The sequence below is a fragment of the Variovorax paradoxus genome, from assembly GCF_009498455.1.
In the GTDB taxonomy this organism is placed as follows: Bacteria; Pseudomonadota; Gammaproteobacteria; order Burkholderiales; family Burkholderiaceae_C; genus Variovorax; species Variovorax paradoxus_H.
This window is the reverse complement of record NZ_CP045644.1, coordinates 2123847-2142685: the sequence shown is the minus strand read 5'-3', so window position 1 is coordinate 2142685 and position 18839 is coordinate 2123847. Positions and strand designations below refer to the sequence as shown.

General features: G+C 67.5%; 17 protein-coding genes. 16 read left to right on the top strand and 1 reads right to left on the bottom strand.

Going from position 1 to position 18839, the window contains the following annotated elements:
• Nucleotides 1-16 precede the first annotated feature (16 nt).
• The 16 genes from GFK26_RS09820 to ispC all read left to right on the top strand — a co-directional run bounded on the left by GFK26_RS09820 (nucleotide 17) and on the right by ispC (nucleotide 17277).
• Complete coding sequence (locus GFK26_RS09820; protein ID WP_153281812.1) at nucleotides 17-910, top strand: D-amino acid aminotransferase; 894 nt, start codon at nucleotides 17-19, stop codon at nucleotides 908-910.
• The gene (locus GFK26_RS09815; protein WP_153281811.1) at nucleotides 907-1230 is read left to right on the top strand and encodes a YbeD family protein; all 324 of its coding nucleotides are present in this window, start codon (nucleotides 907-909) and stop codon (nucleotides 1228-1230) included. The genes GFK26_RS09820 and GFK26_RS09815 overlap by 4 nt, the downstream gene beginning before the upstream one ends.
• Nucleotides 1231-1283: 53 nt before the next feature.
• Nucleotides 1284-1901 carry a lipoyl(octanoyl) transferase LipB gene (lipB, locus tag GFK26_RS09810; RefSeq protein WP_416222565.1) on the top strand — a complete coding sequence of 206 codons (618 nt, stop codon included), beginning with the start codon at nucleotides 1284-1286 and terminating at the stop codon, nucleotides 1899-1901.
• A 7-nt stretch (nucleotides 1902-1908) separates the two neighbouring features.
• Nucleotides 1909-2892 (top strand): lipoyl synthase, encoded by a 984-nt coding sequence (gene lipA / locus GFK26_RS09805; protein ID WP_099793436.1) that lies wholly within the window; start codon nucleotides 1909-1911, stop codon nucleotides 2890-2892.
• A gap of 414 nt (nucleotides 2893-3306) precedes the next feature.
• A complete protein-coding gene (dxs, locus tag GFK26_RS09800; RefSeq protein WP_153281809.1) occupies nucleotides 3307-5202 on the top strand; it encodes a 1-deoxy-D-xylulose-5-phosphate synthase in 1896 nt (631 codons plus the stop codon).
• A 29-nt stretch (nucleotides 5203-5231) separates the two neighbouring features.
• Nucleotides 5232-6173 (top strand): SAM-dependent methyltransferase, encoded by a 942-nt coding sequence (locus GFK26_RS09795; protein WP_153281808.1) that lies wholly within the window; start codon nucleotides 5232-5234, stop codon nucleotides 6171-6173.
• 27 nt (nucleotides 6174-6200) lie between these two features.
• Nucleotides 6201-7124, top strand: a complete 924-nt coding sequence (locus GFK26_RS09790) for an SAM-dependent methyltransferase (RefSeq protein ID WP_153281807.1) — start codon at nucleotides 6201-6203, stop codon at nucleotides 7122-7124.
• Nucleotides 7125-7170: 46 nt separating this feature from the next.
• Nucleotides 7171-8268 carry an aromatic ring-hydroxylating oxygenase subunit alpha gene (locus GFK26_RS09785; RefSeq protein WP_153281806.1) on the top strand — a complete coding sequence of 366 codons (1098 nt, stop codon included), beginning with the start codon at nucleotides 7171-7173 and terminating at the stop codon, nucleotides 8266-8268.
• 8 nt (nucleotides 8269-8276) lie between these two features.
• On the top strand, nucleotides 8277-9356 hold the full coding sequence (locus tag GFK26_RS09780) for a terpene synthase family protein (RefSeq protein ID WP_153281805.1): 1080 nt from the start codon (nucleotides 8277-8279) through the stop codon (nucleotides 9354-9356).
• Between the two features lie 82 nt (nucleotides 9357-9438).
• The gene (locus GFK26_RS09775; RefSeq protein ID WP_153281804.1) at nucleotides 9439-10503 is read left to right on the top strand and encodes a terpene synthase family protein; all 1065 of its coding nucleotides are present in this window, start codon (nucleotides 9439-9441) and stop codon (nucleotides 10501-10503) included.
• 10 nt (nucleotides 10504-10513) lie between these two features.
• On the top strand, nucleotides 10514-11626 hold the full coding sequence (locus tag GFK26_RS09770; protein WP_153281803.1) for a terpene synthase family protein: 1113 nt from the start codon (nucleotides 10514-10516) through the stop codon (nucleotides 11624-11626).
• Nucleotides 11623-12759 carry a Rieske 2Fe-2S domain-containing protein gene (locus GFK26_RS09765; RefSeq protein WP_153281802.1) on the top strand — a complete coding sequence of 379 codons (1137 nt, stop codon included), beginning with the start codon at nucleotides 11623-11625 and terminating at the stop codon, nucleotides 12757-12759. The genes GFK26_RS09770 and GFK26_RS09765 overlap by 4 nt, the downstream gene beginning before the upstream one ends.
• Nucleotides 12760-12877: 118 nt before the next feature.
• Nucleotides 12878-13750, top strand: a complete 873-nt coding sequence (locus GFK26_RS09760) for a polyprenyl synthetase family protein (RefSeq protein ID WP_153285913.1) — start codon at nucleotides 12878-12880, stop codon at nucleotides 13748-13750.
• A 32-nt stretch (nucleotides 13751-13782) separates the two neighbouring features.
• Nucleotides 13783-14721 (top strand): 4-hydroxy-3-methylbut-2-enyl diphosphate reductase, encoded by a 939-nt coding sequence (gene ispH, locus GFK26_RS09755; protein ID WP_153281801.1) that lies wholly within the window; start codon nucleotides 13783-13785, stop codon nucleotides 14719-14721.
• Nucleotides 14718-16019, top strand: coding sequence for a flavodoxin-dependent (E)-4-hydroxy-3-methylbut-2-enyl-diphosphate synthase (gene ispG, locus GFK26_RS09750; RefSeq protein ID WP_153281800.1), 1302 nt, complete (start codon nucleotides 14718-14720; stop codon nucleotides 16017-16019). The genes ispH and ispG overlap by 4 nt, the downstream gene beginning before the upstream one ends.
• Nucleotides 16020-16029: 10 nt before the next feature.
• Complete coding sequence (gene ispC / locus GFK26_RS09745; protein ID WP_153281799.1) at nucleotides 16030-17277, top strand: 1-deoxy-D-xylulose-5-phosphate reductoisomerase; 1248 nt, start codon at nucleotides 16030-16032, stop codon at nucleotides 17275-17277.
• A 94-nt stretch (nucleotides 17278-17371) separates the two neighbouring features.
• On the opposite strand, the gene phnY is transcribed toward ispC, so the two are convergent.
• Nucleotides 17372-18820: a phosphonoacetaldehyde dehydrogenase gene (gene phnY / locus GFK26_RS09740; protein ID WP_153281798.1), complete on the bottom strand. Its 1449-nt coding sequence runs from the start codon at nucleotides 18818-18820 to the stop codon at nucleotides 17372-17374.
• Nucleotides 18821-18839 lie beyond the last annotated feature (19 nt).

Below are 18839 nucleotides of genomic sequence, written 5' to 3'. Positions count from 1 at the left end.
CGCCCATAATTTGCGGATGCAAGACATCACCTCGGCACTGCCCGACACGCCGTGCTTTCTCAACGGCGAATTCACCCCCCTGCGCGACGCGAAGATCAGCGTCCTCGACCGCGGCTTCATCTTCGGCGACGGCATCTACGAAGTCATCCCTGTGTACTTCGGAGTGCCCTTCTGCTTCGACGAGCACATCGCACGCCTCGAGCGTTCGCTGGCCGAACTGCAGATCGACAACCCCTACGCGCGCGACGAATGGCGTGCCATTGCGATGCAGCTTGCCGCACCGCTGGGCAACGCGCCGCAGGCGATCTACTTCCAGGTGTCGCGCGGCGTCGCGCCGCGCGACCACGTGATGGTGCGCGGCCTGCGCCCCACGGTGTTCGCGATGGTGAACCCCCTGCCGCCCGTGGCCGATGCGGTGCGCGCCAAGGGCGTGACCTGCGTCACCGCCGACGACTTCCGCTGGCAGAAGGCCCACATCAAGAGCACCAGCCTGCTGGGCGCGGTGCTCGCACGGCAGATCAGCGTGGAGGCCGGCGCGACCGAAACCGTGATGTTCCGCGGCGACTCGCTCAGCGAGGCCTCGTCGAGCAACGTGTGGATCGTGAAGGACGGCACGCTCATCGGCCCGCCCAAAGACAACCTCGTGCTGACCGGCATCCGCTACGGCCTGCTCGAGCGCCTGTGCCAGGACAGCGGCATTCCCTTTGCGCTGCGGCGCGTGTCGCGCAACGAGGTGTTCGGCGCCGATGAGCTGCTGCTTTCTTCCGCCACCAAGGAGGTGCTGCCCGTCACCACGCTCGATGGCCAGCCCATTGGCAATGGCCGTCCCGGCCCCATCTACCAGAGCTTGTATGCCGCCTACCAACAGGCCAAGCAACGCAACGCTGAGAAGCCAGGAGCCCTTGCATGACCGACAACACCACGCCCCCGACCGCCACCCCCGACGACACGGCACCGATCCCCGACCCGCGCAAGGAATCGCTGATCGAGTACCCCTCGCAGTTCCCGATCAAGGTGATGGGCGTCAAGACCGACGGCCTGGTGCACGCCATCACACAGATCGCCGAGCGCTTCGACCCCAACTTCGACGCCACCACCGTCGAGCTGCGCGACAGCAAGGCCGGCAACTACCTGGGCGTGACCATCACCGTCACCGCCACCAGCCGCGAACAGCTCGACGACCTCTATCGCGCGCTGTCGTCGCACCCGTCGGTCAAGGTCGTTCTTTGACCATCGAAGCGCAGTCGCTCGGCCGGGCCGACTACCTCGCCACCTATGCGGCGATGCAGCGCTTCACGCAGGAGCGCACGCCCGAGAGCCCCGACGCGCTGTGGATCTGCGAGCACGACCCCGTGTTCACCCAGGGGCTGGCGGGCAAGACCGACCACATCCTGGCGCCCGGCCCGATCCCGGTCGTGCAGACCGACCGGGGCGGGCAGGTCACCTTCCACGGCCCGGGCCAGGTGGTGGCCTACCCGCTCATCGACCTGCGGCGCGCCGGCTACTACGTCAAGGAATACGTCTACCGCATCGAGGAATCGGTGCTGCGCACGCTCGCCCATTTCGGCGTGACCGGCCACCGCGTGGCCGGCGCTCCGGGCATCTACGTGCGCCTGGACGACCCGTTCTCGCACGCCGCGCTCACCGGCCCGATGCCCGGCGCCGACCCGTTCCGGGGCCTGGGCAAGATCGCCGCGCTGGGCATCAAGGTGAGCCGCCACGCCACCTACCACGGTGTGTCGCTCAATGTCGCGATGGACCTCGAACCCTTCTCCCGCATCAACCCTTGCGGCTATGCGGGGCTGAAAACGGTCGACCTTTCTACAATCGGCGTCCAAACCACATGGGAAGAAGCTGCCGGCGTGCTGGGCCAGAAGCTCATCACCTTCCTGGCACCTTAGCAATCCAATGAGCACCACCGAAGTCGTCCGCGACGCCCAGAGCGCCGAAAACTACAACCCCCTGGCCAAGCAGAAGGCCGCGGCCAAGCTGTCGCGCATCCCCGTCAAGGTGGTGCAGACCGGCGAAGTGCTCAAGAAGCCCGAGTGGATCCGCGTCAAGGCCGGCAGCCCCACCACGCGCTTCTACGAGATCAAGCAGATCCTGCGCGAAAGCAACCTGCACACGGTCTGCGAAGAAGCCTCGTGCCCGAACATCGGCGAATGCTTCGGCAACGGCACGGCCACCTTCATGATCATGGGCGACAAGTGCACGCGCCGCTGCCCGTTCTGCGACGTGGGCCACGGCCGCCCCGATCCGCTCGACAAGGACGAGCCGCTCAACCTCGCCAAGACCATCGCCAAGCTGCGCCTGAAGTACGTGGTGATCACCAGCGTCGACCGCGACGACCTGCGCGACGGCGGCAGCCAGCACTTCGTCGACTGCATCACCAACATCCGCGAGCTCTCGCCGATGACGCAGATCGAAATTCTGGTGCCCGACTTCCGCGGCCGCGACGACCGCGCCCTCGAGATCCTCAAGGCCGCGCCGCCTGACGTGATGAACCACAACCTCGAGACCGCGCCGCGCCTGTACAAGGAAGCGCGCCCCGGCAGCGACTACCAGTTCAGCCTGAACCTGCTGAAGAAGTTCAAGGCGCTGCACCCGAAGGTGCCGACCAAGAGCGGCATCATGGTCGGCCTGGGCGAAACCGACGAAGAGATCCTGCAGGTCATGCGCGACATGCGCGCCCACGACATCGACATGCTGACCATCGGCCAGTACCTGTCGCCGTCGGGCTCGCACCTGCCGGTGCGCCGCTACGTGCACCCCGACACCTTCAAGATGTTCGAGGAAGAGGCCTACAAGATGGGCTTCAGCCACGCGGCCGTGGGCGCCATGGTGCGCTCCAGCTACCACGCCGACCAGCAGGCGCACGCCGCCGGCGTCTGACGACGCTCCGCCCGACTGCCCGCCACGCACGGGCGTCGGCGCACCCACCGCCCCTGACTCCTGACCTCCCCGCAGCCGTTTCCGAACGGCCGCGGCGACGGTCGCGCGCGGCTGCCGCGCCATCCAAAAAACTGATTAGAACCTCCGGGGGAAATAACCCGGGGTATCAAAAAATTTGCGACGGCATTCGCTTGCACCTGCCAATTCCATCCCCTACGCTGACCTCCTGATTTCGCCTGACTCGAAATTAAAAACAGAGTCGATGCGTTTTTCAGATTCCCACGGAGGCTTTGACAAGGAAATTGAACGATCAATTTCCAAGGCATTGTTTTGTCCAAAAATAATCAGATCCGCATCGCACGAAGAATTCATTCATCACGGCCCGCGCGTTTCCATCCCCACGGAGAAACCGGAATGCATGCCTTGCTCGAAGCCATCGACTCGCCTCATTCGCTGCGCCAGCTCGGCATCGCGCAATTGCCGGGCCTTGCGGACGAACTGCGCGCCTTCATCGTCGACAACGTGTCCCGCACGGGCGGCCACTTTGCCTCCAACCTCGGCACGGTCGAGCTGACCGTCGCCCTGCACTACGTCTTCGACACCCCGCGCGACCGCATCGTGTGGGACGTGGGCCACCAGAGTTACGCCCACAAGATCCTCACGGGCCGGCGCCAGGCCATGGCCACCTTGCGTCAATTCGGCGGCATTTCCGGATTTCCACGCCGCGCCGAATCCGAGCACGATCATTTCGGCACCGCGCATTCCAGCACGTCAATTTCCGCCGCCTTGGGGTTTGCGCAGGCCGCCCGAATTTCGAATTCAACCGATCACGCCATCGCAGTGATCGGCGACGGCGCCCTGAGCGCCGGCATGGCCTTCGAGGCTATGAACAATACGCAGGCCTGCGGCCGTTTATTGGTGATCCTGAACGACAACGACATGTCGATTTCACCGCCCGTCGGCATGCTGCGCCTTTATCTGGGCGGATTGATTTCAGAGCGCGCCTACGCCTCTGCCAATGAAGCCAGCCGGCAAAGATTGCGCGCCATGCGCCCGGCGCTGGACCCCTGCGAGCCCTCGGACCTCGGCCTGTCGCCCGCCACCCTGTTCGAGCAATTCGGCTTCCACTACACCGGCCCCATCGACGGCCACGACCTGGGCGCGCTCGTCCCCGCGCTGCAGCGGCTGCAGGCGCAACCCGGGCCGCAGCTGCTGCACATCGTCACGCAGAAGGGCCACGGCTACCGCCCGGCCGAGCAGGACCCGGTCCTGTACCACGGCCCCGGCAAGTTCGATCCCGTCGCCGGTATCAAGAGCGCCCCGGCCACCACGCCTGCGAAGCCGACCTACGCCCAGGTCTTCAGCGACTGGCTCTGCGACGAGGCCGAAGCCGACGCCCGCGTGACGGCCATCACGCCCGCCATGCGCGAGGGCTCGGCCCTGATGGAGTTCGAGCGCCGCTTTCCCGAACGCTATTTCGATGTCGGCATCGCCGAGCAGCACGCCGTGACCTTCGCTGCGGGGCTGGCAGCGGCAGGCATGCGACCCGTGGTCGCCATCTACTCGACCTTCCTGCAGCGCGCCTACGACCAGCTGATCCACGACGTGGCCCTACAGAACCTGCCGGTCGTGTTCGCAGTCGACCGCGCCGGCATCGTCGGTGCCGACGGCGCGACGCACATGGGCGCCTTCGACATCGCCTACCTGCGCTGCATTCCGAACCTCGTCGTGATGGCCGCGTCCGACGAGAACGAGTGCCGCCAGATGCTGCACACCGCGCTGCGCCACGACGGCCCCGCCGCCGTGCGCTACCCGCGCGGCAGCGGGCCCGGCGCGCTGCCCGTGCGCGAAATGCAGCCGCTGCCCATCGGCCGCGGCCACGTGCGACGCGAATCGACGCAGCCCATGGGCGCACGCATCGCCATCCTCGCCTTCGGCACCATGGTCGCGCCCAGCCTGGCCGCCGCCGAGCGGCTCGACGCCACGGTCGCCAACATGCGCTTCATCAAGCCGCTCGACGCCGCGCTTGTGCTGTCGCTCGCCGAGACCCACGACGTGCTCGTCACCGTCGAAGAAGGCTGCGTGATGGGCGGCGCCGGCGCCGCCTGCCTCGAATCGCTCGCGGCGCAAGGCGTGCTCATTCCGTCGCTGCAACTCGGTCTGCCCGACCAGTTCGTCGAGCACGGCGACTGCGCCAGATTGCTCGCCGCCCACGGCCTCGACGCCGACGGGCTGGTGCAGTCGATCCAGGCCTTCTTCGATGCCCACGCCCCCGCGTTCCGCACGGCTCGCATGAGCCTTGTTTCCTGAAACCCACCGCTACCGCACAGGAGAACCCGATGAGCACAGCCACCGCACGCCGCATCGATGCGCCCGCCCCGCCTTCGCTTCAAGTGATCCGGGGCGCCGAGGCCAACCCGTACCACGCCAAGGTCGAGTACACCTACCAGGACGACCCCGAGGACTGGCGCAAGGCCATCGGCGAGGACCTGATGTTCCAGTTCGGCGTCTACGACGATCCGCGTTCGGTGCCGCCGATTTCGCTCAACGAGTCGGGCCTGCGCTACTTCGACCAGCAGATGGAGATCGCGGGCCTGGACCAGCCCACGCCTTTCCCCATCCGGCGCATCCTCGACGTGGGCTGCGGCTGGGGCTTTGGCCTGCGCTACCTCGCGGAACACTTTCCGCAGTGCCGGCAACTCGACGGCATCAACATCAGCGAGACGCAGCTCGCGCACTGCGCCCGCTACCACGCCCAGCAGCACCTGAGCGACCGCGTGAACCTGTACCTGTGCGACGCGCAGGACGTCGGCCTGCTGCCGAACCCCGACGCGCTCTACGACCTCGTGACCATTCGCGGCGTCATCTCGCACTTCCCCAACGACCTGTACGAACGCTCGATGAAGCAGGTCGCCGCGCGCATGCGGCCCGGCGCCAAGGTCGTCATCTCCGACAACCTCTACAACATCCCGCTGGAAAACTACCGCTCGGACATCGAGGACGAGGTCGACCGCCTCGCCTGCAAGCACCGCAAGACGCCGGCCTACTTCCGCCGCGTGCTCGAAGACAGCGGCTTCATCGTCGAAGACATGCGCGTGCTGCCCCGCAACATCGACGTGGCGCGCTGGTTCACCGACGTGAAAGAAAACATCGAGAAGAACTTCGCGCCCGACGCCATTCCTGCGCCGCTGGAAGAACTGCGCGTGATGGCCGTCAGCCTCTCGGTCGCGCTCATCAAGAACAAGTTCTCGACCTACAGCGTCATTGCACGACGCCTCTGAACTTCGCCCACAAGGAGAGCCCCCACCATGCAAGCATCCGCGCAAGCCGTCGGCATCGACGTCATCCACAGCCCCAGCCTCGACCACTACCAGGACAAGATCGAACAGGTCTACGCCGACACGCCCGACCAGTGGCGCAAGGCGATCGGCAACGAGCTCTGGTACCAGTACGGCGTGTTCGACGACAAGATGGACCCGCACGACCTCCCGCTCGACGCCTCCGGGCGGCGCCACATGGAGCACCAGTTCGAGCTGGCCGAGCAGGCCGGCGCCGACCTCTCGCCGGCCACCGTGCACCGCGCGATCGACATCGGTTGCGGCTGGGGTCCTGTGCTGAAGTTCATTGCGCAGCGCTACCCGCAGTGCGCGCGCATCGACGGCGTGAACGTGAGCCGGCCGCAGTTGGAGTGCGCGCGCGAACTCATCGCGCACGAGGGTCTGGCAGACCGCGTGCGGCTGTACCAGTGCAACGCCAAGGACATCGGTGATCTGCCAGATCCGCAGGTGCCGTACGACCTGGCCATCCTGCGCGGCAGCCTCATCCACTTCACGCCCGAGGTGCTGGAGCAGGCCATGGCTTCGCTGTCGGCGCGCATGCGCACCGGCGGCACCGTCATCATTTCTGAAAGCCTCTACAAGGTGGACCTGTCGACCTACAAGTCGCACATTCCGGACAAGGTCGACCGCGCCGCGTCGGGCTACCGCAAGACGCCCGACGGCGTGAAGCGGGTGCTCGAGCGCCACGGCTTCGCGGTCATCGACCAGCGCGTGCTGCCGTCCAACGCGGAGGTGATCCGCTGGTACGGGCTGGTCAAGGACAACCTGGACGCCCACCACCCGACCAGCAAGACCGCCACGTTCACCGAGCTGCGCGACATCGCCGTGAGCTTCTCGGACGCGCTGCGCAAGGACAAGGCGTCGTCGTTCAGCTTCATTGCGCGGCGGACCTGAACAGGCGTCGTCCTGTTCGACCCCACCGCTCACCCAAGGACATGTCATGGATCAGATGCGTGCCAATGTGTCGGAGAACGCGCCTCGCTCCGCCGTCGAGATGCGGCGCCCGCTGCCCTACCCGAACGGATGGTTTGCGCTGTGCTTCAGCCACGATGTCAAGGCCGGCACGGTGCGCCTCGTTCCGTTCATGGGCGGTGAACTCGTCGTCTATCGGACGCAGCTCGGGGCCTTGAAGGTCGTCAACCCCTATTGCCCGCACATGGGGGCGCATCTCGGACATGGCGGCAGGGTTGAGGGAGAGAACCTGGTCTGCCCGTTCCATGGCCTGAAGTACGCGCCCGATGGCCGGTGCGTGCGTCCGGAGGGCGAGCGCCCGATACGCGCGCCCATGCTCAGTACATGGCCGGTACGCGAATGGAACGGCGCCGTCTTCGTCTGGCGCGACAGCGAGGGGCGTCCGCCCGATTGGGAATTCCCCGAGATCGATCTGCACAGCTTCGGTCATCCGATCTCCAGCAGCTTCGAGCTGGGCGGCTACATCCAGGACGTGGCGGAAAACCTCGCCGACGTGGCGCATTTCTCGGCCGTTCACGGCTTCAAGGACGTCGAGCAAGGTCCGCTGCTCACCGACGGCCCCCGGATGGAATGCGCGTTCAAGCAGAAGGTGGGCAACCAGTCCTTCCACTTCCAGGCCACATGGCTGGGCCTGGGGTGCAACTCGGTGATGGTGCAGTTTCCCCGCCTGGGCCTGCGGGCCTACACCCAGACCATGTTCACGCCGATCGCCCCGCTGCGGTGGGTGTTCAGGGTGCGCCATGTCTTTCATCTCGCATGGCTGGACCGCTGGCCGGCCCCGCTCGGCGCTCCGTTCTACGGCCTGCTTCGCGTGTTTTTCCAGCACTGGTTCCATCGCGAAAACATGAAGGACCTGCGGATCTGGGACCACAAGTGCTTCGACCCGGAACCGAGGCTGGTGCCGGGCGACGGTCCCATCATGGCCTACCGGCGCTGGGCCGCGCAGTTCTATCCGGCGGCGTCCCCGGCGTACGAGGTCGCGCCGCTGAAGTTCGCCGCCGCGCCACAGGCGCAAAGCATGCATTTCGACCGCTTTGCCGCCTCGGCCCGTTCCTCTGTCGAATGAGGTGATTCATGGTCAACCCAACGCCCACCCCCACCATGGTCCAGATGCCCAAGCTGGGCAGCAAGGTGCATCTTCCCGACCCCGGCCTCGTGCTCAAGCCCCTCTGGCATCCCCGGAACGACGCCGTCGAAGCGCAGCTGGCGCTGGACGATCGACCCTATGTGCTGGCGCACTTCCGCAGCGAGAAGGCCACGGCCACCTACCTTGGGCAACGCGTCCCGGCTTACGGTGGCCTGTGCTATCCGCACGCGAAACCGGACCGCATCTATTCCATCATGCGCATGATGAATGCGGGGACCTTGATGGACGACGCCTTCACGCCCCTGGAGCTGAGCGCCGACCAGCGCCCCCGTGATGCGCTGCTGCATCGTTACCTCGACGCCCTGGAAGGCATCCAGCCCCCCGCCGACGCGCCGTTGCCGCGGCTCCTGTTCGACACGCTGCCGACCATCAAGGCGCAGTTGGCGACAAAGCCCCGCGTCTGGGAGCGCATGAAGGCCGGCATCCGCAGCCAGTTGGTCCGCATGGCCGATCCGCTGGCCTACCAGATGGGCACGCTGACACTGCCGGCCTACATGGACCTGCGCCGCGACAACGCGTTCGGCGAGTACCTGGCCATGCTGACCGAATACGCCCTGGACGTGGACATGACCGATGCGCTGGCCGAAGACGCGTCACTGCGGGCGGTCCGCACGGCAGCCATGGACGCGGTGATCCTGGTGAACGACTTCTTCTCCTTCCGCAAGGAGGTGCCGGCGCAGGACTCGCTCAACGCCATGTGGGTGCTGATGCGCGAGGAAGGCCTGGACCTCCAGGCGGCGGTCTACCGCCTGGCCGAGCTTTGTGCGCGCAACGAGCAGACGTTGATCCGGTCTCGCGACGAGGTGCTCGCCGGACCGCTCGGACAGCGCCCCGACGTGCGCGCCTACGTGGGCGAGCTGGAATACATCAGCTCAGGCAACGCGGAGTGGTGCGTCATCACGCGGCGCTACCACCTCTCGGACCAGCGCTTCGTTTCCGGCGAAGTGACCATCGCGGCAGCACCCACGCTGGACGACATCGCGGCGGCCGACGCACGCGCCGCCTGACCCTGCGCAACACGGGCCCCACACACGAAGCCGCGAACTGCGACACCACGCGCTTCGAGATCCATTTCACAGGAGCAGATGCATGAACGCCATCGTCGACAGCCGAACTTCCGCAGACCTGGAGCTTCCTCCCAAGTTCGTGATCCCGGAGATGCTGAGTGTCATCCGGCCGCGCATCCACACCTACTACCCGGTCATCAAGCGGCTGCACGCGGAATGGCTGTACGAGAACTATGGCAAGCCGGAGCCGGGCAGCCTGCACGGTGCCATCGAACGCATGGATTCGCTTTACGACGCCGCCGTATTCCCCGACGGCATCCCGGAGCGGATTGCGCACCATGCATCCATCCTGACCCTGATCTTCCAGTGCGACGACCTGACGATCAGTGATCCGGTCCGATGCGAAAAAATCATCGCCGAAGACCCGGACGCCCACGATGCGCGCGTCATGGATGCGCTGTGGCAGACCATCCGTCGCAATGCCCCCAGCGAAGCGGTCTACCAGCGGCTGCGCGGTCGCTGGACCCGCTGGATGCAGCACCTCAAGGTGGAGAACGCCTTTCGCGACAACTGGCTCAATGAGGACATGGACAGTTTCCTGCAGGTGCGCCTGATGTCCAGCGGCATGCAGGCGTACATCGCGGCCATCGAGTACGTGCAGGACATCGACGTGTCCGACGTGATCGACGACCCCGACCTGAAGCGCGCGGTGGACCTGGTGGGCTGGCACTGCGCCATCACGAACGACGTGTACTCCTACGCCGCCGAGTACTTCACCGAGGACAGCGTCAGTGCGGTGCGCATCATGCGCAACACCCGCGGTCTCGACGCCCAGCAGGCCATCACCGCCGTCTGCGAGATGCTGGAAGGGATGTACGCGGAGCTCGCAGGGCGGATCGAGAAACTGCACGATCGCTACGCCCAGCATCCACTGGGCGAGCGCCTGCATCGTTATCTGGACACCTACCTCCTGATGGTGGCCGGCACGCTGCAGTGGCACATCGAGTCGCCGCGCTACGGCGGGCACGGACACCTCTGGAACGGACTGCCCATGCGGCACGTGGACGTCGCCCTGGCGTTCGGCGACAAGATGGTGGGCGCTGGTGTTCCGCAGCAGACACCGACGGGGTCGGTCTACGTGTCGTAAGGGCAGCGTCATGAAGCTGCCCTACTTCGAGTGCCCCATTCCCAGTGCCATCCATCCGGAGGCCGCGCACGCCGATGCGCAGTCGGTCGCCTGGATGCGCCGCTTCGCCCTGTGCATCGACGACACCGAACGCGAGCGGATGGCGCGCTCGGGCTGCGGCGAACTCGCGGCGCGCATCGTGCCCGACGCGACGGCGCAGACCCTGCAGATCCTGTCCGACTTCTTCATCTGGAACGTCTCGTTCGACGACGAGTACTGCGACGAGGGTCCGCTCAGCCGTCAACCCGGCCGGCTGGCAGGCACGCTGGCAATGATCCACCGCGCGATCGAGACGCCGGAAGACGGCGCGCAGTTCAAGGACCGCTACGCCGCGGCCATGTGCGACATCCGGCGCCGCCTGCAGACGCACGCCAGCGCCGACCAGATGGCCCAGTGGCTGGCAGCGATGAAAGGGTGGTTCTTTGCCGAAACGTGGAAGGCGGGCAACGTGGCGACGGGGCATGTACCCTCGCTGGACGACTATGCACTCTTGCGCCTGTACAGCGGAGGCGGCCTGGCCTTTCCCACGCTGGCCGCGATCGCGCAGGGCTATGCCGTCCCTGTCGACATGCTGGAGGACCGCCGCGTCAAGGCGCTCACCGAGATGGCGCTCACACTGGCCACGTGGAGCGCTGACATCGTGTCGTACGAGAAGGAAGTCGCCCGTGAGCAGGGTGCGCACAACCTGGTCAGCGTGATCCAGCACGAAGACCAATGCACGCCGGCCTTGGCCGCCGCTCGGGCCGTCGCGATGTACATGGAAATCATGCAGCTCTTCCTGAGCCTGCGCACGGAACTGCTCACCCACCCATCGCCCGCGCTCCAGCGCCACCTGCAGTGCCTGGGCCATATCGTCAGGGCCACCTTCGATTGGTGTCACGGGTCCGAACGCTACGTCCAGGAAGCTGCGCCCGCCGAGGCCCCGTCGGAAACGCCCGCGGCCGCGCACGCGGCATCGCCACGCACTGCCCGCACCATCTCCAGCATTGCCTGGTGGTGGGTCCATGACCCGGCACCCCGGGATGTCCGCCGTGGGGTCGAACCGGCCGTTCGTGCCCCTGCGACGGCGGGAGCACTTCCATGAACCCACCGTCGATGCCGCGCACGAACGATGCGTCTTTCCAGGCGACGATCGACATCGCCCCGGGTCCTGCCGCAATCTGCAGCCAGCCGGTGCAGACCGTCAGCCTGCAGTTCCGCAGCACGGTGGGGCAAATGCGCCGCCCGTTGCCTTACGCCGAAGGATGGTTCCTGGGGTGCTTCGCCGATGAACTCCGGCCCGGCCAGGTCCTCACGGTGCCATTCATGGGACAGGAGCTGGTCCTGTACCGGACGCAAGCAGGGCTGGCCCGCGTGATCGAACCCTACTGCCCGCACCTGGGTGCGCACCTGGGCCACGGGGGCAAGGTCGACGGAGAGAACCTGGTGTGCCCGCTGCATGGGCTGGCCTACGGGCCCGACGGCGGCTGCGTGCGCACCGGGCATGGCGAAAGACCGCCCCGCGCCGCCTTGACGGCCCGCCACACGAAAGAGGTGAACGGCGCCATCCTGGTGTGGGTCGACCATGCCGGCCGGCCACCCACATGGGACGTGCCGGCGCACGACCTGGACGGCTTTTCGTCGGCCTGCTACATCCACCGGGAACTCGGCGGCTACGCGCACGACGCGGTGGAGAACGGCGTGGACCTCGTCCACTTCGGCTGGCTCCACGGTCTCACCGATTTGCACATGTCCCACCGGATCGACGGCTGCACCTTCGAAACCTCGATCTCGGCGCGCTGGAAGGGGCTGCGTTTCTGCGGCAAGTTCACGAACTACGGCGTCGGCTATGTCATCGGTGCATTCGAAATGCCCGACCTCGGGATCAGTCTCCAGACCCCCGTCTACTTCACCCAGATCGCGCCGTTGAAATGGAAGCTGGCGGTGGCGGACCGGCTGCGCATCGCCTGGGTCAACCAGCGGCTGCCGCTGTTGAAGACCGCGATCTATGCCGTGCTTGCGCCACTTGCCAGTCGCTGGATGCGATGGTTCATCGAGCCGGACTTCCCGATATGGAATGCCAAGAGCTTCCTGCGGCATCCTCGACTGACGGCAGGCGACAAGACCCTCGTCGTCCATCGGCGCTGGGCCTCCCAGTTCTACCCCGGCGGCCTGCTGGACGATCCCGAAGCGACCGGCCGCCCCGCACCCGCTGCGGAAGAACGCAAGCGCGCATGACCGCCCCCGCCAGACGACCTTCCGGAAAGCTGCAATGAACACCGACACCCCGCTGCAAGGCGAAGCATTCGCTGTCCTGGCCCCGGACCTCGAACCGGTCGACACCTTCGCCGCATGGATGCAGGGTGCGGTCTCCCGCACCGAAGCTGCGCTGGACACGCATCTTCCACCTCACGACACCCTCCCCTCGCGCCTGCACGAGGCCTTGCGCTACGCCGCACTCGGCGGCGGCAAGCGCATCCGCCCGCTGCTGTGCCAGGCCGCGGGCGCCCTGGCGGACGCACCGCCCGACGCCCTCGACGCCACAGGCGCCGCGATCGAAATGATCCACGTCTACTCGCTCGTGCACGACGACCTGCCCGCGATGGATGACGACGACTTGCGCCGCGGCAAGCCGACCGTGCACGTGGCCTACGACGAGGCCACGGCCATCCTCGTGGGCGATGCGCTGCAGGCGCAGGCCTTCCTCACGCTGAGCGAGCTGCCGCTGCCGGCCGAGCGGCGCATCGCGCTGGTGCGCGAGCTGGCGGAGGCCGCCGGCTCGCGCCAACTCGTGGGCGGTCAGGCCATCGACCTGCAAAGCGCGGGCCGCTCGCTGAGCCAGCCCGCGCTCGAACAGATGCACCGCATGAAGACCGGCGCGCTGATCCGCGCGGCGGTGCGCATGGGGGCGTTGTGCGGCGCAGCCGATTCGCCGGCGAACGCCGGGGTGTACCGCGCGCTCGACAGCTACAGCAGCGCCGTCGGCCTGGCCTTCCAGGTCGTCGACGACATCCTCGACGCGACCGCCGACACGGCCACGCTCGGCAAGACCGCAGGCAAGGACGCCTACGACGACAAGCCGACCTGCGTATCGATGCTCGGCCTCGAAGCCTCGCGCGCCCTGGCCCGCACGCTGAACGCGCGCGCCCATGCGGCGCTGGCGCCCTTCGGCGCACGTGCCGATCGTCTCGGCCAGCTGGCCGACCTCGTGGTCCACCGCGTGAACTGAACGACCCATCCAATCTTTCGAGGGACCCCACCATGCGCGTCATCCTTGCCCAGCCCCGTGGTTTCTGCGCCGGCGTCGTGCGGGCCATCGACACCGTGGAGCACGCGCTGCGGCGCCACGGCACGCCCGTCTACGTGCGCCACGAGATCGTCCACAACCAGCACGTGGTCGACGACCTGAAAGCCCAGGGCGCGGTGTTCGTCGAAGAACTCGCCGAGGTGCCCGCCGACGCGGTGGCGATCTTCAGTGCGCACGGCGTGAGCCACGCGGTGGAGGTCGAGGCGCGCGAACGCGGCCTGCGTGCGATCGACGCGACCTGCCCGCTCGTCACCAAGGTGCACGAACAGGGGCGCCGCTATGCCGCCAAGGGCTACGCGCTGATCCTCATCGGCCATGCCGGGCATCCCGAGGTGACGGGCACGCTCGGGCAGATTCCCGCGCCGGTCCGGCTGGTGCAGACCGAGGCCGACGTGGACGCGCTGCCGCTCGATGCCGACACGCCGCTGGCCTACATCACGCAGACCACGCTGTCGGTGGACGACACGCGCGGCATCATCGATGCGCTGCAGCGGCGCTTTCCGCAGATCGTGGGGCCCGACACCCGCGACATCTGCTACGCCACGCAGAACCGGCAGACGGCGGTGCGCGAACTCAGTCAGCAGGTCGACGTGGTGCTGGTGGTCGGCGCGCAGAACAGCTCCAACTCACAGCGCCTGCGCGAGATCGCGGCGCAGGCCGGCGTGCGCAGCTACCTCATTGCACAAGGCAGCGAACTCAAGCCCGACTGGGTGCGCGACGCCGCCGCGGTGGGCGTCACGGCCGGCGCGTCGGCGCCCGAGACCATGGTGCAGGACGTGGTCGCCGCGCTGCGCCGCCTGGCCGACGTGGAGCTGATGACGCTGCCCGGGCGCGAGGAACACGTGGTGTTCCGGCTGCCGGCCGAACTCGCGCCTGAAGCGGTCGCGCCATGAAGCCGCCCGTCGCACGCCGCCTCTCGCGGCAGGTGCGCGTCGGCACCGTGCGCATCGGCGGCGACGCGCCCGTGGCCGTGCAGGCCATGACCAACACCGACACCGCCGATGCGGCTGCCACTGTGGCGCAGGTGGCCGCACTCGCGCGTGCGGGCGCCGAGCTGGTGCGCCTCACGGTCAACAACGAGGAGGCCGCCGCGCAGGTCGCGCCGATCCGCGATGCGCTCGCGCGCCAGCAGGTGCACGTGCCGCTGGTGGGCGACTTTCATTTCAACGGCCACCGCCTGCTCGCGCAGTACCCAGAGTGCGCGCAGGCGCTGGCCAAGTACCGGATCAATCCGGGCAATGTGGGCCGCGGCGACAAGCGCGACGCACAGTTCTGCCAGCTCATCGAGATCGCCTGCCGCCACGACAAGCCGGTGCGCATCGGCGTGAACTGGGGCAGCCTCGACCCCGCGCTGCTGGCGCGCATGATGGACGCGAACGCGCAGGCGGCGCAGCCGCAGCCCGCCGACGAGGTGATGCGCCAAGCGCTCATCGCTTCGGCGCTGGAGAACGCGGCGCGCGCCGAAGACGTCGGCCTGCCGCCCGACCGCATCGTGCTGTCGGCCAAGGTGAGTCAGGGACAGGACCTGATCGCGGTGTACCGCGAGCTCGCCGCGCGCTGCGACTACCCGCTGCACCTGGGCCTGACCGAAGCGGGCATGGGCTCCAAGGGCATCGTCGCCTCAGCCACTGCGATGGGCGTGCTGCTGCAGCAGGGCATCGGCGACACGATCCGCGTGTCGCTCACGCCCGAGCCGAACGGCGATCGCACGCGCGAGGTGCTCGTCGCACAACAGATCCTGCAGTCGATGGGCCTGCGGGCCTTCACGCCCAGCGTGACGGCATGCCCGGGCTGCGGGCGCACCACCAGCACCTTCTTCCAGTCGCTGGCCAGCCAGATCGAAGGCTGGCTGCACGCGCAGGCGCCGGCCTGGCGCGTGCGCTTTCCGGGCGTGGAAGACATGCACGTGGCGGTGATGGGCTGCGTGGTCAACGGTCCCGGCGAGAGCCGGCTCGCGCACCTGGGCATCTCGCTGCCGGGCTCGGGCGAGCAGCCGGTGGCGCCGGTGTACATCGACGGCGAACGCGCGCTGACGCTCAAGGGCGAGCACATCGCCGACGACTTCACGCGGCTGGTCGAGACCTACGTGGCCGCGCGCTACGGCGCCGATGCCGAGGCGGGCCAGCGGCTGCGCGCGTGGATGAAGCCGGTGCCGTCGCACGAGCGCGTCGTGCCGATTGCGGCCGTCTGAAAGCACCGCCATGCCCACGCAACGCCTCACCCTGCTCGGCGCCACCGGGTCCATCGGCGACAGCACGCTCGACCTCGTGGCGCGCCACCCCGACCGTTTCACGGTGCATGCGCTGACGGCGCACCGCAACCTCGACAAGCTGTTCACGCGCTGCGTCACGTTTCGCCCCGAAGTGGCCGTGGTCGGTGATGGGCAAGGTGCGACGCAGCTGCAGGCGCGACTGCGCGCGGCCGGCCTACGCACGGAGGTCATGCACGGCCCGCAGGCGTTGTGCGAGGTCGCGCGCTCGGCGGGCTGCGACACGGTGGTCGCGGCCATCGTCGGTGCGGCGGGGTTGCTGTCTTCGCTGGCGGCGGCGCGCGCGGGCAAGAAGATCCTGCTGGCGAACAAGGAAGCGCTCGTGATGTCCGGCGCGCTGTTCATGCGCACCGTCGCCGCGCACGGCGCCACGCTCCTGCCGCTGGACAGCGAGCACAACGCGATCTTCCAGTGCCTGGCGGGTGCGCCGGCCGGTGGCGCGGGGGTCGAGCGGATCGTGCTCACCGCGTCCGGCGGGCCGTTCCTTCATCGGCCGCTCGAGGCGCTGGACCGGGTCACGCCCGACGAAGCCTGCGCGCATCCCACTTGGCGCATGGGCCGCAAGATCTCGGTCGATTCGGCGACGATGATGAACAAGGGGCTCGAGACCATCGAGGCACGCTGGCTGTTCGCGATGCCGCCCGAGCGCATCGAAGTGGTGATCCACCCGCAGAGCGTGATCCATTCGATGGTGGCCTATGCCGACCAGTCGGTGCTGGCGCAGCTGGGCCGCCCCGACATGCGCACGCCGATCGCGCACGCGCTGGCCTGGCCCGAGCGCATCGACTCGGGCGTGGCGCCACTGGACTTCCTGCAGCTCGCCCACCTGAGCTTCGCAGCACCCGAGCTGAAACGCTTTCCCTGCCTGCGCCTGGCGCTGGAGGTGCTGCGCGAGGGGTGCGCAGCGAGCGTGACGCTCAATGCGGCGAACGAAGCGGCGGTCGATGCGTTCCTGAACGGGCGCTTGCGCTACACCGACATCGCCCATGTGGTGGAGGACTGCCTGCAGCGCGCGCCCTCGTCCGCGCACGAGAGCCTCGACGACATCCTCGCGGCCGACACGCAGGCGCGCGTGCTCGCGGGTCAGGCGATCCAGCGCGCGGCGTTGCGATCTGCATCGGCCACGGTCCCGCTTTCCCTTTCGACCACCTTGGACGAGGGCATCGGCGCGCGGCTGTAGCGCGACAGCCACTTGGCCGCCACGGCCAGCGCCATGGGCGGTGGGGTCTCACGCACGGCGCGCGACGCGCCATGCGCCTCGTGCGCCGCGCCGGTCACCATGGCAGTGAGTAGGTCTTGGTGTTGGTGAAGCTCTTCATCGCCTCGAGCACGCCTTCCTTGTAGCCCAGGCCCGAGTCCTTGATGCCGCCGAAGGGCGTGAGCTCCAGGCGGTAGCCCGGCACCTCGCGCACGTTCACGCTGCCCACGTTCAGCTCGCGGATGAAGCGCGTGATGTAGTCCAGCCGGTTGGTGCAGATCGACGACGACAGGCCGTAGGCCGTGCCGTTGGAGATGCGGATCGCCTCGTCGATGTTCTTGAAGCGGATCACCGGCGACACGGGGCCGAAGGTCTCCTGCTTGGCGACGGTCATCTCGGGGTCGACATGGTCGAGCACGGTGGGCGAGTACAGCGCGCCGCGGCGTTCGTTGCCGTACAGCAGCTTGGCGCCCGCTGCGATGGCTTCATTGACCACGGCTTCGAACTGCTTCGCAGCCGCTTCGTCGATCACGGTGCCCATGTCGGTGTCGGGGTCCATCGGGTCGCCGTACTTCAGGGCGCGGGTCTTCTCGACCAGCAGCTCGACGAAGCGATCGGCGACCGACTCGTGCACCAGCATGCGCTTCACGGCCGTGCAGCGCTGGCCCGAGTTCTTGTAAGAACCATTGGCAGCCAGCGTGGCCGCTTCCTCGATGTCCGCGTCTTCCATCACGATGATCGGGTCGTTGCCGCCCAGCTCCAGGATCTGGCGCTTGTAGGTGGCCTTGCCTGCGATGTACTTGCCGATGGGCACGCCACCCGTGAAGGTGACGAGGTCGACGTCGGCATTGGTCAGCAGTTCGTCGGCGATCTCCTTCGGGTCGCCGGTGAGCACCGACAGCATCTGCGGCGGCAGTCCGGCTTCGTACAGGATGTCGGCCAGCAGGAAGGCCGTGAGCGGCGTCTTCTCGCTGGGCTTGAGCACGATCCGGTTGTTGGTCGCAATGGCCGGCGCCACCTTGTGGATCACCTGGTTCAGCGGATGGTTGAACGGCGTGATGGCGGTGATGGCGCCCAGCAGCGGCTCGCGCATCGTGTAGACCTTGCGGCTCTTGCCGTGGTGCGTGAGGTCGCACGAGAACACCTGGCCGTCGTCCACCAGCGCCTGGTTGGCGGCGAACAGCAGCACGTCGGAGGCGCGGCCCACTTCGTACAGCGAGTCCTTGCGCGACAGGCCCGACTCGAGCGTGATGGTGCGCGACATTTCATCCAGGCGCGAGGCGATGATCTCGCCGGCGCGCATGAGGATCTTGTAGCGCTCGTAGCGCGTGAGCGTGGGCTTGTAGTCGCGGGCGATGCGCAGGGCGTTGCGCACGTCGTCCAGCGTGGCCTTGGGCACGGTGGCGATCACTTCGCCGGTGTACGGGTAGGTGACGTCGATGGTGCGGTCGCGGTGGACTTTCTCGCCGGCGATGCGCAGGGCTTCGCGGTGGACAGTGCCTGGCTTCAGGATGGCTTGGCTCATGGGGTGATCGCTCCGTGTG

Coding starts and splice junctions, on each gene's coding strand:
- GFK26_RS09820 (WP_153281812.1), top strand. CDS start 17: ATGCAAGACATCACCTCGGCACTGCCCGACACGCCGTGCTTTCTCAAC.
- GFK26_RS09815 (WP_153281811.1), top strand. CDS start 907: ATGACCGACAACACCACGCCCCCGACCGCCACCCCCGACGACACGGCA.
- lipB (WP_416222565.1), top strand. CDS start 1,284: ATGCAGCGCTTCACGCAGGAGCGCACGCCCGAGAGCCCCGACGCGCTG.
- lipA (WP_099793436.1), top strand. CDS start 1,909: ATGAGCACCACCGAAGTCGTCCGCGACGCCCAGAGCGCCGAAAACTAC.
- dxs (WP_153281809.1), top strand. CDS start 3,307: ATGCATGCCTTGCTCGAAGCCATCGACTCGCCTCATTCGCTGCGCCAG.
- GFK26_RS09795 (WP_153281808.1), top strand. CDS start 5,232: ATGAGCACAGCCACCGCACGCCGCATCGATGCGCCCGCCCCGCCTTCG.
- GFK26_RS09790 (WP_153281807.1), top strand. CDS start 6,201: ATGCAAGCATCCGCGCAAGCCGTCGGCATCGACGTCATCCACAGCCCC.
- GFK26_RS09785 (WP_153281806.1), top strand. CDS start 7,171: ATGGATCAGATGCGTGCCAATGTGTCGGAGAACGCGCCTCGCTCCGCC.
- GFK26_RS09780 (WP_153281805.1), top strand. CDS start 8,277: ATGGTCAACCCAACGCCCACCCCCACCATGGTCCAGATGCCCAAGCTG.
- GFK26_RS09775 (WP_153281804.1), top strand. CDS start 9,439: ATGAACGCCATCGTCGACAGCCGAACTTCCGCAGACCTGGAGCTTCCT.
- GFK26_RS09770 (WP_153281803.1), top strand. CDS start 10,514: ATGAAGCTGCCCTACTTCGAGTGCCCCATTCCCAGTGCCATCCATCCG.
- GFK26_RS09765 (WP_153281802.1), top strand. CDS start 11,623: ATGAACCCACCGTCGATGCCGCGCACGAACGATGCGTCTTTCCAGGCG.
- GFK26_RS09760 (WP_153285913.1), top strand. CDS start 12,878: ATGCAGGGTGCGGTCTCCCGCACCGAAGCTGCGCTGGACACGCATCTT.
- ispH (WP_153281801.1), top strand. CDS start 13,783: ATGCGCGTCATCCTTGCCCAGCCCCGTGGTTTCTGCGCCGGCGTCGTG.
- ispG (WP_153281800.1), top strand. CDS start 14,718: ATGAAGCCGCCCGTCGCACGCCGCCTCTCGCGGCAGGTGCGCGTCGGC.
- ispC (WP_153281799.1), top strand. CDS start 16,030: ATGCCCACGCAACGCCTCACCCTGCTCGGCGCCACCGGGTCCATCGGC.
- phnY (WP_153281798.1), bottom strand. CDS start 18,820: ATGAGCCAAGCCATCCTGAAGCCAGGCACTGTCCACCGCGAAGCCCTG.